Genomic DNA, 15,296 nt, shown 5'->3' on the forward strand with positions numbered 1-15,296 from the left:
GACCGGTGGAAAGGAAAGGAAGGGTCGGAGGGAAAGAAAGAAGCGGTCAGTGAAGGAAAGAAGAGGCCGGTGGAAAGAAAAGGATGGGTCGGAAAGAAGGGGCGGTGGAAAAGAAAGAAGCGGTCAGTGAAGGAAAGAAGAGGCCGGTGGAAAGAAAAGGAAGGGCCGGAGGGAGAAAAGGATGGGTCGGAGGGAGGAAAGGATGGGCCGGTGGAAAGGAAAGGAAGGGTCGGAGGGACGGGACGGATGGGCAAGTAAATAGATCAACATAAAATCTTATGAAGTATTTCGCGCAGCGGCCGGAGCTTTTTACTGCCAACAGGGCCCGTTTTATCAAGGAGATGTTACCCGGCTCGATAGCTGTCTTTGTCAGCAATGATGAGATGCCTTCGAATGGGGATGCTCATTATCCTTTTCGTCAGAACAGCAATCTTTTCTGGTTGTCGGGCATCAGCCAGGAGGACAGCATGGTGATCTTTTTCCCTGACCATCCGGATGTGCGCTACCGGGAAGTGTTGGTGTTGGTGCGTCCCAATGAAGTGAAGGAAAAATGGGATGGCAGGCGGCTGCGGGCGGATGAAGCCAGGGCGATATCGGGAATAAAGACCATTGTATGGCTGGATATGCTGGATACGCTGTTGCAGCAATGGGTACATCTGGCGGAGAACATCTATCTCAGCAGTAATGAGAATGATCGCAGATCGGGGCCTGCTTTGACGAGGGAGTACCGATTTATCATGGAGATGCAGGAGCGGTTCCCCCTGCACAGATATCTCCGGAGCGCCGTGATCATCAGGCAACTGCGGGCAGTGAAGACATCCATGGAGATCGGGCTGATGCAGACAGCCGTGGATATTACGCATACTGCTTTCGACCGTTTGCTGACCTTTATCCGGCCGGGAGTGATGGAGTACGAGGTGGAGGCGGAAATCTACCATTCCTTTATTTCGCAAAAAAGTTCCGGTCCGGCATACAGTAGTATAGTCGCCTCCGGGGACCGGGCAAGGACCTTGCATTATATTACCAATGACCAGGAGTGTAAAGATGGGGAGCTGGTTTTAATGGATTTTGGCGCTGATTATTCCGGTTATAGCGCAGATCTTACCCGTACGGTGCCGGTGAGCGGCAGGTTCACCAAAAGGCAGAAAGAGGTCTATAATGCCTGTTTGCATCTGCATCAATTTGCTAAAAGCTTGTTAAAGCCGGGATTGACTTTTTCCCATTACAATAAGAAAATAGGGGAGGAAGCGGGCAAGACCTTTGAGAAGATCGGATTGTTAACCAAGGCGGATATCAGGAATCAGTCTCCTGAGCATCCGGCTTATTTCAAATATATGTATCATGGTATCTCGCATCACCTGGGGATCGATGTACACGATCTGGGACCGCGTGCAGGCGCTATCGAGGAGGGGATGGTGCTAACAGTCGAGCCAGGTATCTACATAGAGGAGGAGCAGGTGGGGGTCAGGATCGAGAATGATGTTTGGATCACCAGGGGTGGGTGCAAGGACCTTATGGCCAAGGTCCCGATCACGGTGGAGGAGATCGAGGCGGCTATGAAAGGGAAGGCGAAGGAGGGGAGGAAAAGATAACGGGGGGTGTATAGAAGATGGCAGTAATGAAATAAAGTATTAATTTTCAGCCGGCAAAGATGAAATGAATGAGATCGAAGATCCCATTCGTCCAATAAAAAAGACATCAATTTTCGAATGAAATCGCAGATTCCATCTGGCAATAAAAAAAGACTTTGATATTCAGATGAAAAATATACCTAACCTGTTCACCTTATTGAATTTGTTCTTCGGATGCATAGCGGTGATCTTTACGTTGCAGAATGGCATAGCTATCATGTATTATGCGGATGGTGCGCAGTACATAGGTATACCGGAACGGATGGGGGTGGCTTCTTTATTTATCGGCCTGGCTGGTCTGGTGGATTTCCTGGACGGACTGGTGGCCAGGATCTTCAAGGCCACTTCTCCGATGGGCAAGCAGCTGGATTCCCTTGCTGACGTGGTGAGCTTTGGGGTTGCGCCGGGCATGATCCTTTATCAATTTCTCCGAATGAGCTTTGCCAGGCAGGAGAATGGATTGGATATTTCTCCCATTTGGTTCCTTCCGGCGTTGTTGTTTCCCTGTGCGGCTGCGTTCAGATTGGCCAAGTTCAATATTGACGAGACCCAACGGTATGGATTCAAGGGGGTGCCTACTCCCGCGGCGGGTATATTGGTGGCGAGCATTCCTCTCATTTACTGGTATTCGACCAATGACACGATAACTGCGCTTTTACTGAATAAATGGCTCCTTTACGGCGTGATCCTGGTGATGGCCTGGCTAATGACCAGCAATTTGCCCATCATGGCCCTGAAGTTTTCGGATTATACGATAAAGGGCAATCTTCCCAAGCTGATCCTGCTGGTGGTGGCGGTCCTTTCTGCCATCTTTTTGAAATGGCTTGCTGTGCCAGTGGTGTTCATTTTCTACATTATCGTATCTTTGCTGTCTGAAAAAAAATAATATATATGACATTTTCTGTTCAGGTGAAGGTTATGCCGCTTAAGGAGTTATTGGATCCGCAAGGAAAGGCGGTGATGAGTGGTCTGCAAAGCCTGGGGATCAGGAGTGTCAGCGACGTACGTATCGGCAAGAGCATTGCGCTGCAGGTGGAGGCCGGTTCAGCCGATGAGGCCCGGCAGATTGCCGAAGAGGCGGGTAAAAAACTGCTGGCCAATCCCGTCATGGAATACTTCGAGATAGCTGTAAACTAATACCGGCATTGCTTTATATTGTTCCTTCTCCCATCGGTAATCTGCAGGATATCACGTTGAGGGCGCTTGAGGTGTTGAAGAAAGCGGACCTTATCCTGGCGGAAGATACCCGGAATTCTTCCCGGCTGCTGAATCATTACCAGATCATCAAGCCATTATCTCCTTATCACCAGCACAATGAGCATAAGATACTGCATCACCTAGTGGACCAGCTGCTGCAGGGTAAGACCATGGCCCTGATAACGGATGCCGGCACGCCAGGCGTGTCCGATCCGGCTTTTTTGCTGGTGCGGGAATGCATCAAGACCGGGGTGAAGGTGGAATGTCTTCCCGGGGCGACTGCTTTTGTGCCGGCGCTGGTAAACAGCGGTTTGCCGATGCAGCGGTTTAGCTTCGAGGGGTTTCTTCCTATCAAAAAGGGGCGGCAGACCATGCTGAAGCAGCTGGCCCAGGAGGAGCGTACGCTGGTATTTTATGAAAGTCCTATGAGATTGGTGAAGACATTGGAAGATTTTATTGTTTATTTTGGGGAGGATAGGGAGTGTTGTGTCAGCCGCGAGCTGACCAAAATATACGAGGAGAATATGCGGGGCAGTCTCAGGGAGGTGTGTGAACATTTCCGTGGGAAGGGTGTAAAGGGAGAGATCGTCATTACGGTGGCGGGATCCAGGAAGGCTGCAAGCGGCAGGCGGCATGCTGCAAGCGACGGGGAGCCTGCTGCAAGCGACAAGCTGCAAGCTGCAATTGGGGAAAGGGAGGAGGTGGAAGATCCGGAGGATGGGGAAGATGAAATAGGATAGGAAGAATCCGGGAAAGGGAAGGTGAGAGGTTAGGAGGATCGTAGCCGACAGGGAGTGAAATGCTGCGGGAAGAAGAGATAAGATGGCGGATGGTTGTGCGGCGGACAGGTGAAAAGCTCAAGGAAGGAATGGATTTTGTAGAAAGGAACTCAGTTAATTACCTTAAAATAAATGTTTTTATGCAAAAGCTAGTATTATCCCTTTGTTTTATCTGCGGTCTCTTTTTTATAGCTTCCACATCCAATGCGCAGTTTAGAAAGATCCCGGGCGTGGTAACGGATTCATTCAAGGAGAAGTATCCCAATGCCAAAACTGTTTCCTGGAAAGATAATGTAACTGCATTCACTGCCAGCTTTACCATGGACGGCGATCAATACCAGGCCAAATATAACAGCAAGGGGGAATGGCAGCAGACGGAAAAAAAGATCAAGCAGGAAGCTATTCCGGCATCTGTCAAGGACGGCCTTTCAAAAAGCAAGTATGCGGACTGGAAGATTGGAAACGTAACAGAGCGTTATCTGCCGGGTGACAAAGTGGAATACATCATTGGTGTGTCCAACGGCACGCTTTCCAAGCGGGTACTAACCTTCAACAGTGACGGGCAACTGCAGAAGGACGGCATCACTTTATAGTGTGCTGATGATCGGAGGACCCTATATCAAAACGGGATCACGGTCCCGGAACAATTCAACATGAACATGAGAACAATTCTTCTGACATGGGCAGCATTGTCCCTCCCGCACCTTTACGTTCAGGCACAACCGGACCGGTGGCAGCAGCGTGTGAAGTATACCATGGACGTCAATCTGGATGTCTCTACCAACCGGATGACGGGGAAACAGTCACTGGCTTACACCAATAACTCTCCGGATACGCTGCGCAAGGTGTTCTATCACCTCTATTGGAATGCTTTTCAGCCGGGCAGTATGATGGATACGCGCAGCCAGGAACTGGGCAAGATCACTTACGGCAGGAGGGGGCATGAGCAGCAGGATTGGGATTCGCGTGTAAAGGACCGTATCGCACATCTTAAGCCGGATGAGATCGGGTATCAGAAAGTGCTGTCGCTGACGATGAATGGCGTTGTCCAGCCTTTTAAAGTAGATGAGACCATCCTGGAGGTGACGCTGACCCGTCCCTTGTTGCCTAAGACGACAGTAGTCTTTGACATGCAATTCGAGGCGCAGGTGCCGTTGCAGGTGCGCCGGAGCGGGAGGGATAACCCGGAGACGGGCGTGAGATATTCCATGAGCCAGTGGTATCCGAAGATGTGCGAATACGATTATGAGGGATGGCATCCTACTCCTTATGTGGCCCGGGAATTTTATGGGGTATGGGGTGATTATGACGTAAAGATCAGCCTTGATAAAAGCTATATCATTGGCGGTACGGGGTATCTTCAAAATGCCGCCCAGGTGGGTTATGGATATGAGGGTGCCGGCGTAAAGGTTATGCGTCCTAATGGGGATAAGCTGGTCTGGCATTTTATAGCGCCCAATGTCCATGATTTTATGTGGGCTGCCGACCCCCAGTACCATCACCTGGTGCGTAAAACGGCCAGCGGACTTTTCATCCATGTACTGTACAAGAATAAGAACAACGACCCAAAACAGGATACGTTGTGGAATACGTTGGCGGATGGGGCGGTGATGGTATTACCTTATATAGAAAAGACATTTGGAGCCTATCCATACAAACAGTATTCCTTTGTGCATGGCGGGGATGGGGGCATGGAATATCCCATGAGCACGCTGATCAAAAGTCCCAGCCTGGGTACTGCCTTTCACGAGTGGATGCATAGCTGGTACCAGGGAATGCTGGGCACCAATGAATCTTTGTATCCCTGGATGGACGAAGGTTTTACCACGTATGCCGAAGGAAGGGTCTCCGGCTGGTACTATGAGCAGCAGCTGGCGCTTCATCCCGATAATCAGGGGCTGAAGGACATGGTGGCCAAGCGGCATGCAGCGTTGCCTGTCGACCAGGGTCCATCCTATGATTCGTATTTCGACCTGGAGCGGAGCGGTTACCAGGAACCGCTGACCACCCATGCGGACCATTACAACACCAATCTTGCCTATGGCATTGCCAGCTACTCCATGGGGGCTATGTTCCTGGAACAGCTGGGATATATCGTGAGTGATTCGGTGCGGGACAGGATCTTGCTGGAATACTACCGCGAGTGGCGTTTTAAGCATCCGAACGCCAGTGACTTCATGCGGGTGGCGGAAAAGGTCAGCGGACTCCAGCTGGACTGGTATAAGGAGTACTGGATCAGCTCTGTCAAAACCATCGACTATGGCATTGACAGCTTATGGGAGGAAAATGGGAAGTCAAAGATAAGGCTGCGTATGATCGGCGGGATACCTATGCCTATCGACGTGGTGATGACGTATAAGGATGGCAGTAAGGAAATGGCCTATATCCCGCAGTATTCCATGTTTGGGGGTAAGCCGCTGGAGGACCATACCATTCCCACTACGCGAAACGAGCCCTGGAAATGGACCAGTCCTACTTACACGTTTGAGGTGAGCCGTCGTCTGCTGGATCTCAGGGTCATCGAGATCGATCCTTCTCAGCGAATGGCGGACATTGAGCGAAAGAATAATAAGCTGGAGTTGAAGTGGTAGCTGCGGCTACCTAGTAGATATTGATAAAGGGGTACACTTAGTGTGCCCCTTTATCTTATTGTTAAGTATGACGATCTGCGATCGCCGGATGGAAAAAAAATTAAGTTTTCTCTGTATTGTTGTGCGCATACACCGGACTGGCTCGTCACCCAGCTACGGACCCGTGCCGGTGCGCCGGCGGCTGCGGGCATTGATCCGGACGGGCTGCTGGACGAGCGTCTCCGGGAGCTTTCGTGGGCGGGCTGGCGCCGTAACGATCTGATAAGATTTGGCAAATTCGAAATAGACTATCCGTTGCCAAATGACGTTCTTACTATGAGCAAGGATGTTACCAGGAGGTTGTTCCCTATTCCGATCATGGAGATACGATTGAATACGAACCTGGTACAGAATGAGGGGTATCCCAAAAATTAAGGATGTTTTAAAAGATATACATGATGAAAACATTTTTAGGTATCGCTTTACTGGGGATGTTGCCCCTTTTCGACAAGGATCTTCCGGAGGATCTGCGGATCAACAGGATCCAGGTCATTGGCAGTCACAACAGTTACAAGAAGGCAATCGATCCTGTCCTGTTCAGAATGTTCCAGCAGCGGGATTCTGTCTCAGCCAGCAAGATCGATTATGAACATATTCCCCTGACGGAGCAGCTGGACATGGGTTTGCTGAACCTGGAGATCGATTGCTATGCGGACGAGCGGGGGGGCAGATACGCTCACCCGAAGGGGTTGGAATGGGTGAAGGGGCAGGCGCCTTATGATCCGGATGGGGTGATGAAGGAGCCGGGCTTTAAGATCCTGCATATACCTGACCTGGATTTTCGCAGCGATGTATTGACGTTGAAGAAGTGTTTGTCGGAGCTGAGGGAATGGTCCGACAGGCACAGGGATCATTATCCTGTTTTTATTACGCTGGAGGCCAAGGACGGCGCCAGCCGGAAGGAGCTGACGGAGCCGGAGCCTTTTACGCCTGCATTGTTCGATGAGCTGGATAAGGCGCTGGAAGAGGGGTTGGGTAAGGAGCATTTGATCACGCCGGATATGGTACGCGGGCATTATGCGACCCTGGAGAACGCTGTCTTAAGCGGCAACTGGCCCAGCCTGAGGGCTGCGAGGGGAAAGTTCCTGTTTATCCTGGACGACCATGACAGGAAGCGGGACATGTATATAGCGGGACATCCTTCTTTGAAGGGGCGCATATTATTTGTCAATGGGGAGCCGGGGATGCCCGAGGCTGCCACGATGATCCGGAATAATCCCACTCAGCCGGAGATAAAGGACCTGGTGGAGAAGGGGTATATTGTCCGGACGAGGGCTGATTCGGACACGAAGGAGGCGCGGATGAACGATAAAACGGATTTTATGGCGGCTTGCGCTTCGGGGGCGCAGATCATAACGACAGATTATTACCAGAAGAGCACGCATTTCAAGTCTGAGTATGTGGTGAGATTTGAAGGGGGGAATAAATATGTGCGAATGGACCCGGTGTTTGAGAAGGGCAGGTGAAAGTTCTATTAAAACCATAATAAAAGGGTGAGATCTGATTTCTCACCCTTTGTGCCTGATATAGGTTAGATAAGGTAAAATGACTAACGCATTTGATTCTCTGAGCAGCCCCCGAGGGGTAAAGGTAATAACCCCCAGAGGGCAAAACAATACCACTTTATGGTAGTTTTAAGTTCGTTGGGCCTTAACGGCCGTAGAATTTATTTATGGCCTCCACTCTATTGTTCACATGGAGTTTTTCGTATATATGGTATACGTGTTTGCGTACGGTTTCCTGGCTGATAAAGAGGCGGGCGGCTATTTCCTTGTAAAGCATGCCTTTAGCCAACAGCTCCAGGATCTCATTTTCCCTATTGGAAAGTATGCTGATGGATTTGCCCTGGGCTATGGGGTCGGCTGCGGCTGTACGGACCTGGAAGGCATTGACCACTTTGCGGGCGATCTGGCTGCTCATGGGGGCACCCCCTTCGTATAGTTCCCGGAGGGCATCCAGCAGCTTACCGGGAGCTGTTTTTTTCAGGATATAGCCGTTGGCACCTGCTGTCAGGGCTTCGAAGATCTTTTCATCTTCCTCATAGATCGTACACATCATGAAGAGGATCTCTGGGTGGAGGGGTTTCAGTTGCCGCACACAATCAATTCCACTTTCTCCGTTGCCCAGGTTGATATCCATGAGAACGACGTTGGGATTTGCGAGAGGTATTTTCTGCAGCGCCTCTTCCGCGTCCTGATAGCTGCCGGCAAGGGTGTAGCCTTCGGCCATCAGGACAATCTGCTCGAGAGCAGAGCGGATGTCCTTATTATCATCTACAATACAAACAGAAATATTCATACAACAAAGGTGGGCTGCTTTGGTGAGAAAAAAATACCATTTTGTGGTAGTTTTTGGGGTAGTTGGGTAGTGGGGTTGGCGGCGAGGGGGATAGGATGGTCCTGGGGGAGTAATGCCTCGGTTATTTATGTGATAAACAAGCTTCCCGGTATCCCCATCTCTATCCCTTAAATATTGCCTTCATCATCCATATAGGGCAACACGATTTTACTATCACGCACGTTGGTATTTTACCGGTGATAAATAATCATTGGCGCCTCTTTGTATGACGCCGGTGAGATGTGGAGTCGTTCTTTTTGGTGGCTGCTTTTGCCTTTTCTTTTACGTCGGGGGGTATTTCCCTTGTTTTCCTTTTCGAAGCAATGCTGTCGGAACTAAGACTGCTATAAGATTCTTCCAGATAGACCAGCCTTACATTACCGATGGCCTCCAGATTGTTTGGCAATGATATAACGATGGGATCGCGAATGACTCTCAATACGGTGCCCATTTTTGGCTCCTTAGCATAGAACTTCACATTTTTTTGACCTGATTTATCACGGCCTGCAAAGAGCGACGGTTGGTTTCGGGGTTCTCTTTGGTTATCCGGATGTACTCAAGCCGGACATAGGGTATCAGCTTGCAGGTTTCCGACTCCCCATCGTCCGGCCCATCCGGGAAAATACTTGTCTGCTCTACTCTTCCCTCGAGGTAATTGAAGTCCAGATCAAAATGCAGCGTGTGGACAAAGCCGACGGCTATTGGTCTAACGGGCGTCTCTCTCTTTCTGTTGAAGGAGATTTCATAAATGTTAGTTTGAGATAAACGAAATAGATCTTACCCGTAAAGATCGGCGGAAGGATAGCAAAGAAAAAAGTTCAAAGGAGTGTACCTGTTACCAGGTGATATAACAATTATACAATTTGCCAGAAGACGGGGGAAAAATTATTTCCCTGCTCATCAACGGATGAAGACGGAATTATGATGGAACATACAGGAGGTATTTCTCCCGGAAGTAGTCCAGGGAGAAGATGTCATGGATCTCCATGATGCGGGGGCGCGTGCCGCTGTCGGCGATCTCGGCGGCAAGATCACCTCCTTTCAGGCAGATGAGGCCGTGAGGGACGGGCAGGCTATCGGGGGTATCGGGAGAGGCGGCGGAGGCGATGGGAGGGGCGGGTTGCCGGGAAGGTTTTTTCAATAAGGGTTTTGACCACAAGTGAAGGTCTTTCAGGGGGGCTACGGCGCGGGATACGGCGACATCGAACTTCCGGTTCTTTATTTCTTCAGCACGGGCGTGCTGGGTGGTGACGTTGGTCAGTCCTGTTGCTTCACGGACGGCCTCCACCACCTTTATTTTTTTTCCTATGCTGTCTACCAGGTGGAAGGCTGTGTCGGGGAAGAAAATGGCCAGGGGGATGCCGGGAAAGCCGCCGCCTGTGCCTATGTCGATGACCTGCATGTCTTTTTCGAACCGGAAGGCGGCTGCAATCGCCAGGGAATGAAGGACGTGCTTCTCATAAAGGCTGTCGATGTCCTTGCGGGAAATGACATTGATCTTGTTGTTCCATTCCTTGTACAGTTCCTCCAGGGCGGCAAGCTGTTGCAGCTGCCGCGGGGTGAAGTCGTCGAAATAACGAAGGATCAATTCCAGGTGGCCCGTGGTTTTTTCCATATTGTGGGTGCAAAGATCAGATAATAAGCGAACATCCAGAGGTCCAGGAGCCACCACCAGGCAAAAAGATCTTTTTCCTGGAGTTTGTCCATGGCCTTGTAGTAGATATAGCCCTGGATCAGGAGCCGGATGCCGAAGAGCATGAGGGCGAAACGCCAATCAAAAAAGAGGCTGGCGATGAATAAGGGGTAGAACAGGACGTGGGAGAAGGAGTACAATCCCAGCAGGAATTTGTGCAGGGGTTTGTAATATTTAGCGGTGCTGTAGTGGCGTGTCTTTTGGCGGAACCATTCGCCGAATGTCTTTTTGGGTTCGGACATGGTGAAGGTATCGGGGTCGACTACGATGGCTGTATTTTCTTTGGTCGCGACTTTGTTGATGAACAGGTCGTCGTCGCCGCCGGGGAGGTGATTGATGGCGGAGAAGCCTTTGTTCCTCAGGAAGACGTCCTTTTTATAGGACAGATTGCGACCGACTCCCATGTAGGGGAGGCCAGCCAGGGCGTAGGAGAAGTATTGAAGGGCTGTGTGGAAGGTGTCGAAGCGAATGATCTTATTGAGGAAACCGGGGCTCTTTTTGTAGGGGCTGTAGCCCAGCACCACTTCGATGCCGTTGTTATAGCCGTCCTGCATTTTCTGCATCCAGAATTCGCTGGCGGGTATGCAGTCTGCATCGGTGAGCAGGACGATCTCGTGCCTGGCTTCCTTGATGCCCATGCTGAGGGGATATTTTTTACCGGGGATGCCGATGGCTTCCTGTTCGAGGTTCACGATGTGCAGACCTTTGAAGGTCTTTTTAAACTCATCGAGGAGGAAGCGGGTTTCGTCCTGGCTGTTGTGATTAACGACGATGACCTCATGGGTGCTGGGATAGATCTGGCCCAGGGGGCCGAGGAGGTTGGTGACGAGCCTGGGTGCTTCGTCACGTGCGCAGATGATGACGCTGACGGGGTGTTGCTGCGATTGCCCTTTTTCGGCTGGGATGAAAAAAGCAAGGCGCCTGAAGAACCACCCGTAATAGAACAGCTGGATCAGGGTGATCAGGAAAAACACTATAAAAACGATCTCACTCCAGGAGATGCCAAGTCTAGTCATAAGCGTTCTACGATTGGTTCGGGCCAGGGACCGCTGCACCGGTGAGGGCTATGTCCATTTGCGAAAGTACGGATTACCGCCATTTTTTTTAAGGAAAATTCGATTTAGAGAAGTGATTAAGTGGAAATCCGGGGTAGAAAATCCGGTGTAAGGCGGTATCTTGCACACTTTTTAGCATATGGCAGCATTAACATTTGCAATGGAGGGGACCTGTCCGCAGACGGGGGCGAGGGCGGGGAAGATGACGACGGATCATGGGGAGATACCTACGCCTATTTTCATGCCTGTGGGTACGGTGGGGAGCGTGAAGGCTGTCAGTCAGCAGCAGCTGAAGGAGGATGTCCAGGCCCGGATCATTTTGGGCAATACCTATCATTTGTATCTCCGTCCAGGACTTGAGGTGCTGGAGGCGGCGGGGGGCATTCACCAGTTTATCGGCTGGGACCGGCCTGTGCTGACCGACAGTGGGGGCTACCAGGTATTTTCCCTGGCGGGCACCCGGAAGATCCAGGAGGACGGGGTGGTTTTCCAGTCTCATATCGATGGTTCCCGGCATCTGTTCAGCCCGGAGAAGGTGATGGATATCCAGCGGGTGATCGGGGGGGATATCATCATGGCTTTTGATGAATGTCCGCCTTATCCCAGCGAATATGCGTATGCGGAAAGGTCCATGCACCTTACGCACCGGTGGCTGGACCGGTGTATCGAGCGGTTTGGCAGTACGCCGGACAAATATGGCTATACCCAGAACCTTTTTCCCATTGTCCAGGGAAGTACTTTCAGCGATCTGCGGAAGGCGTCCTGTGCTTATGTGTCTTCGAAAGGGGCGGTGGGTAACGCCATTGGCGGGCTGAGCGTGGGAGAGCCGGAGGCGCAGCTGTATGACATCTGCGAAGCCTGCTGTTCCGACCTTCCTGTGGACAAGCCCCGATATCTCATGGGGGTGGGGACGCCCTGGAATATCCTGGAATGCATTGCCCGGGGCGTGGACATGTTCGATTGTGTGATGCCCACCCGGAATGGGCGGAATGCCATGCTTTTTACCTCGAAGGGGGTTATCAATATAGATAATAAGAAGTGGGAAAAGGACTTTTCTCCCATCGATGACGGGATTGACAGCGAATGGAGCCAGTATTACAGCAAGGCGTACTTACGTCACCTGGTGAAGGGCAAGGAGATCCTGGGGCTGACCATTGCCAGCGTGCATAACCTGGCTTTTTACCTTTACCTGGTGCGGGAGGCCCGTAAGCATATTTTGAAGGGGGATTTTCTCAGCTGGAAGAATGAGCAGGTGCCGGTGCTGCAGACGAGGCTGTGAGCTGTGAGCTGCAAGCTGCAAGCTTCAGGCTGCAAGCCGGGAGTGGGTAAGTCTTAATGTGCTGATAATTTTTTCACTTGTAGCTTGTAGCTTGCAGCTTGCAGCTTAACTTTGGCGCGCATGCTTAAACTGCTCGACAGGTACATTCTCAAGAAGTTCATCGGCACCTTTGTATTCACCCTGCTGGTGATCACGGTGATCGCTGTCGTGATCGATACCAGTGAGAAAGCGGATGATTTTGTCAAATCCGGAATGAGCGCCTGGCAACTGGTGATCCATTACTATATCGGGTTTGTCCCGTTTATCATGGCGATGATCTTTCCCCTGATGATCTTTATCGCTGTCATCTACTTCAGCAGTAAAATGGCGGGGCGGAGTGAGTTCATTGCCATTCTGGCGGGAGGGGTGAGATACAACCGGATGCTGCGGCCTTATTTTATCGGCTCTATATTCCTGGCGCTTATTTTCTGGCTGGCCAGCCAATATTGGGTGCCCAAGGCCAATGAGATCCGCACGGATTTTCAGGCGGTGTATGTGGATCGCAACAGCTCCTATAACTCCGACTATTACCGGACCAATAATTTTTATCTCCGTGTGGATCCCAACACTTATGTGGGATTCCGTTATTACGACACTTCCAATAAGACAGCCAGCAATTTCTTCATGCAGAAGCTGAAGGACAACAAGGTCTATTACAACCTGCGGTCCGAGACCATTAAATGGGATGCGCTTAAAAAAGACTGGAAGCTTACGGGTGTGATCGAGCGCAGGATCGACGGGTTGAAGGAGTCGGTGGATAAGAAGGACAGCCTGCATGTGAACCTGAATGTGCAGCCCAGGGAGCTTCGCCGGGATGATTATTTAAAAGATAAGCTGACTACGCCGGAGCTGCATCAGTTCATCCATATGGAGGAGGTGCGGGGTGCGGAGGGGTTGAATACTTTCAAGGTGGAGCTCTATCACCGGGATGCCACGCCTTTTTCTGTGATCATCATGACCCTGATGGGGGCTATTATTGGCACCCGTAAGATCAGGGGGGGCAGTGGTCTGCATCTTGCGATGGGAATTGTTATGGCTGCTATATTCGTGGTGATGGATAAGTTCTCCGTCACTTTTTCAACGAAAGGGAATTTTCCTCCATTGATCGCTGCCTGGCTGCCGAATGCTATTTTCACCGGGCTGGCCTTCTGGCTGTATGTGAGAACGCCGAAATAGGGAATTTATTAGGCCGTGAGGACAATTTTATATGACATTAAAATAATCTAAAACCCGGAGAATCGTTTGTATCACAACGATTCGTATAGTAACTTTAGCGGGTTAAAATACCACGACATGGCAGTAATAAAGGAAAGGTTCAAGAGCAAGGCGGATACGGTGTCAGCCGAGATCAAGGAGTTGATAAAGGAGCATGGCAATAAGAAAATAGGAGAGGTGACCCTTTCCCAGATATACCAGGGTATGCGTGGCATTACGGGGTTGGTGAGCGAGACCTCTTTACTGGATGCCCAGGAGGGGATCAGGTTCAGGGGCTATTCGATCCCGGAGCTGCAGAAAAAACTACCGAAAGCGAATGGGGGAACTGAACCGCTGCCCGAGGGGCTTTTCCATTTGATGCTGCTGGGCGAGCTGCCGACGGACCAGGATGTGCAGGAGATCACTTCAAACTGGCAGCGCAGGAGCCATGTTCCCAACCATGTTTTTGCTGCGATCGAGGCCTTGCCGAAAGACTCGCATCCCATGACGCAGTTTGTTATTGCCATCATGGCTTTACAGACGGAGAGCAAGTTTGCGAAGAAGTATGCGGAGGGCCTGAATAAAAAAGATTACTGGGAGGCGATATTTGACGATTCGATGGACCTGATCGCCCGTCTTCCCCGGGTGGCGGCCTATATTTACCGTAGGAAATACAAGAATGAGGATCATATCCATCCCAACGGGCTGTTGGATTGGGCTGGTAATTTTGCGCACATGCTGGGTTATGAGGACGAAGCTTTCCGGGAGCTGATGCGGCTGTATATGACCATCCATGCGGATCATGAGGGAGGGAATGTAAGCGCCCACACCGTTCACCTGGTGGGTTCGGCGCTTAGCGATCCTTACCTGAGCTTTGCTGCCGGGATGAATGGGCTGGCGGGGCCGTTGCATGGGCTGGCCAACCAGGAAGTGATCAAGTGGATACTGGATATGCGTAAAGAGTTGGGGGTAGACCTGCCCAGCAAGGAACAGATCGATGCGTATGTACGTAAGACCTTAAGTGAAGGGAAGGTGGTGCCGGGGTATGGTCATGCCGTGTTGCGCAAGACGGACCCAAGGTTTACGGCGCAGATGGAGTTTGGAAAGAAGCACATGGCTGATGATCCATTGGTACAGACGGTGTGGAATATATATGATACGGTACCGCCTATTCTGCAATCACTGGGAAAGATAAAGAACCCCTGGCCGAATGTGGATGCGCATAGCGGGGCTTTGCTGGTGCATTACGGGATGGTGGAATATGAGTTCTATACGGTGCTGTTCGGTGTGAGCCGGGCGTTGGGGGTATTGGCCAGCCTCTGCTGGGACCGGGCGCTGGGATTCCCGTTGGAGCGGCCGAAGTCGGTGACGACGGAGCTGGTGAAGGAGTGGTTGAAGGGGGAAGGGGAGATTTGGGGGGATTAGGAAGCTACAAGCTGCAAGCGACAAGCGATGAGATAAG

At 51.1% G+C, this 15,296-nt stretch carries 16 protein-coding genes; 12 read left to right on the forward strand and 4 right to left on the reverse strand.

What is annotated here, in order from left to right:
- The 9 genes from Q4E93_RS14420 to Q4E93_RS14460 form a co-directional block, all read left to right on the forward strand.
- Positions 1 to 258 (forward strand): hypothetical protein (locus Q4E93_RS14420; protein ID WP_303586321.1); only part of this gene is annotated, 258 nt, incomplete at its 5' end.
- Between the two features lie 20 nt (positions 259 to 278).
- On the forward strand, positions 279 to 1,592 hold the full coding sequence (locus Q4E93_RS14425; protein WP_303586322.1) for an aminopeptidase P family protein: 1,314 nt from the start codon (positions 279 to 281) through the stop codon (positions 1,590 to 1,592).
- Positions 1,593 to 1,758: 166 nt separating this feature from the next.
- Positions 1,759 to 2,517 carry a CDP-alcohol phosphatidyltransferase family protein gene (locus Q4E93_RS14430; RefSeq protein ID WP_303586324.1) on the forward strand — a complete coding sequence of 253 codons (759 nt, stop codon included), beginning with the start codon at positions 1,759 to 1,761 and terminating at the stop codon, positions 2,515 to 2,517.
- A 5-nt stretch (positions 2,518 to 2,522) separates the two neighbouring features.
- Positions 2,523 to 2,768 carry a phosphoribosylformylglycinamidine synthase subunit PurS gene (purS, locus tag Q4E93_RS14435; protein ID WP_303586325.1) on the forward strand — a complete coding sequence of 82 codons (246 nt, stop codon included), beginning with the start codon at positions 2,523 to 2,525 and terminating at the stop codon, positions 2,766 to 2,768.
- Between the two features lie 8 nt (positions 2,769 to 2,776).
- Positions 2,777 to 3,568, forward strand: coding sequence for a 16S rRNA (cytidine(1402)-2'-O)-methyltransferase (gene rsmI, locus Q4E93_RS14440; protein WP_303586327.1), 792 nt, complete (start codon positions 2,777 to 2,779; stop codon positions 3,566 to 3,568).
- 179 nt (positions 3,569 to 3,747) lie between these two features.
- On the forward strand, positions 3,748 to 4,200 hold the full coding sequence (locus tag Q4E93_RS14445) for a PepSY-like domain-containing protein (protein WP_303586328.1): 453 nt from the start codon (positions 3,748 to 3,750) through the stop codon (positions 4,198 to 4,200).
- A gap of 66 nt (positions 4,201 to 4,266) precedes the next feature.
- Positions 4,267 to 6,198 (forward strand): M1 family metallopeptidase, encoded by a 1,932-nt coding sequence (locus Q4E93_RS14450; RefSeq protein WP_303586330.1) that lies wholly within the window; start codon positions 4,267 to 4,269, stop codon positions 6,196 to 6,198.
- Between the two features lie 42 nt (positions 6,199 to 6,240).
- Positions 6,241 to 6,612, forward strand: a complete 372-nt coding sequence (locus tag Q4E93_RS14455) for a RagB/SusD family nutrient uptake outer membrane protein (protein ID WP_303586332.1) — start codon at positions 6,241 to 6,243, stop codon at positions 6,610 to 6,612.
- Positions 6,613 to 6,632: 20 nt separating this feature from the next.
- Entirely contained in the window at positions 6,633 to 7,703 is a 1,071-nt protein-coding gene (locus Q4E93_RS14460) for a phosphatidylinositol-specific phospholipase C1-like protein (protein WP_303586334.1), read from the forward strand.
- Positions 7,704 to 7,887: 184 nt separating this feature from the next.
- Here Q4E93_RS14460 and Q4E93_RS14465 read toward each other — a convergent pair whose 3' ends face one another.
- The 4 genes from Q4E93_RS14465 to Q4E93_RS14480 form a co-directional block, all read right to left on the reverse strand.
- Positions 7,888 to 8,535 carry a response regulator gene (locus Q4E93_RS14465; protein WP_303586336.1) on the reverse strand — a complete coding sequence of 216 codons (648 nt, stop codon included), beginning with the start codon at positions 8,533 to 8,535 and terminating at the stop codon, positions 7,888 to 7,890.
- Between the two features lie 247 nt (positions 8,536 to 8,782).
- A complete protein-coding gene (locus tag Q4E93_RS14470; RefSeq protein ID WP_303586337.1) occupies positions 8,783 to 9,052 on the reverse strand; it encodes a hypothetical protein in 270 nt (89 codons plus the stop codon).
- A 441-nt stretch (positions 9,053 to 9,493) separates the two neighbouring features.
- Complete coding sequence (rsmG, locus tag Q4E93_RS14475) at positions 9,494 to 10,189, reverse strand: 16S rRNA (guanine(527)-N(7))-methyltransferase RsmG (protein ID WP_303586338.1); 696 nt, start codon at positions 10,187 to 10,189, stop codon at positions 9,494 to 9,496.
- A complete protein-coding gene (locus Q4E93_RS14480) occupies positions 10,159 to 11,283 on the reverse strand; it encodes a glycosyltransferase (RefSeq protein ID WP_303586339.1) in 1,125 nt (374 codons plus the stop codon). Before Q4E93_RS14480 ends, rsmG begins: the two co-directional genes overlap by 31 nt.
- Before the next feature lie 178 nt (positions 11,284 to 11,461).
- Between Q4E93_RS14480 and tgt the strand changes: the two genes are divergently transcribed.
- The 3 genes from tgt to Q4E93_RS14495 all read left to right on the forward strand — a co-directional run bounded on the left by tgt (position 11,462) and on the right by Q4E93_RS14495 (position 15,259).
- On the forward strand, positions 11,462 to 12,601 hold the full coding sequence (gene tgt, locus Q4E93_RS14485; RefSeq protein WP_303586340.1) for a tRNA guanosine(34) transglycosylase Tgt: 1,140 nt from the start codon (positions 11,462 to 11,464) through the stop codon (positions 12,599 to 12,601).
- A gap of 120 nt (positions 12,602 to 12,721) precedes the next feature.
- Complete coding sequence (locus Q4E93_RS14490) at positions 12,722 to 13,816, forward strand: LptF/LptG family permease (protein ID WP_303586341.1); 1,095 nt, start codon at positions 12,722 to 12,724, stop codon at positions 13,814 to 13,816.
- A gap of 117 nt (positions 13,817 to 13,933) precedes the next feature.
- Positions 13,934 to 15,259, forward strand: a complete 1,326-nt coding sequence (locus tag Q4E93_RS14495) for a citrate (Si)-synthase, eukaryotic (RefSeq protein WP_303586343.1) — start codon at positions 13,934 to 13,936, stop codon at positions 15,257 to 15,259.
- Positions 15,260 to 15,296 lie beyond the last annotated feature (37 nt).

The organism is Flavitalea plasmicola (assembly GCF_030546645.1).
In the GTDB taxonomy this organism is placed as follows: Bacteria; Bacteroidota; Bacteroidia; order Chitinophagales; family Chitinophagaceae; genus Puia.

What these genes read in the sequence shown, in the direction of transcription:
- Q4E93_RS14425 (WP_303586322.1), top strand. Translation starts at nt 279, where the DNA reads ATGAAGTATTTCGCGCAGCGGCCGGAGCTTTTTACTGCCAACAGGGCC.
- Q4E93_RS14430 (WP_303586324.1), top strand. Translation starts at nt 1,759, where the DNA reads ATGAAAAATATACCTAACCTGTTCACCTTATTGAATTTGTTCTTCGGA.
- purS (WP_303586325.1), top strand. Translation starts at nt 2,523, where the DNA reads ATGACATTTTCTGTTCAGGTGAAGGTTATGCCGCTTAAGGAGTTATTG.
- Q4E93_RS14445 (WP_303586328.1), top strand. Translation starts at nt 3,748, where the DNA reads ATGCAAAAGCTAGTATTATCCCTTTGTTTTATCTGCGGTCTCTTTTTT.
- Q4E93_RS14450 (WP_303586330.1), top strand. Translation starts at nt 4,267, where the DNA reads ATGAGAACAATTCTTCTGACATGGGCAGCATTGTCCCTCCCGCACCTT.
- Q4E93_RS14460 (WP_303586334.1), top strand. Translation starts at nt 6,633, where the DNA reads ATGATGAAAACATTTTTAGGTATCGCTTTACTGGGGATGTTGCCCCTT.
- Q4E93_RS14465 (WP_303586336.1), bottom strand. Translation starts at nt 8,535, where the DNA reads ATGAATATTTCTGTTTGTATTGTAGATGATAATAAGGACATCCGCTCT.
- rsmG (WP_303586338.1), bottom strand. Translation starts at nt 10,189, where the DNA reads ATGGAAAAAACCACGGGCCACCTGGAATTGATCCTTCGTTATTTCGAC.
- Q4E93_RS14480 (WP_303586339.1), bottom strand. Translation starts at nt 11,283, where the DNA reads ATGACTAGACTTGGCATCTCCTGGAGTGAGATCGTTTTTATAGTGTTT.
- tgt (WP_303586340.1), top strand. Translation starts at nt 11,462, where the DNA reads ATGGCAGCATTAACATTTGCAATGGAGGGGACCTGTCCGCAGACGGGG.
- Q4E93_RS14490 (WP_303586341.1), top strand. Translation starts at nt 12,722, where the DNA reads ATGCTTAAACTGCTCGACAGGTACATTCTCAAGAAGTTCATCGGCACC.
- Q4E93_RS14495 (WP_303586343.1), top strand. Translation starts at nt 13,934, where the DNA reads ATGGCAGTAATAAAGGAAAGGTTCAAGAGCAAGGCGGATACGGTGTCA.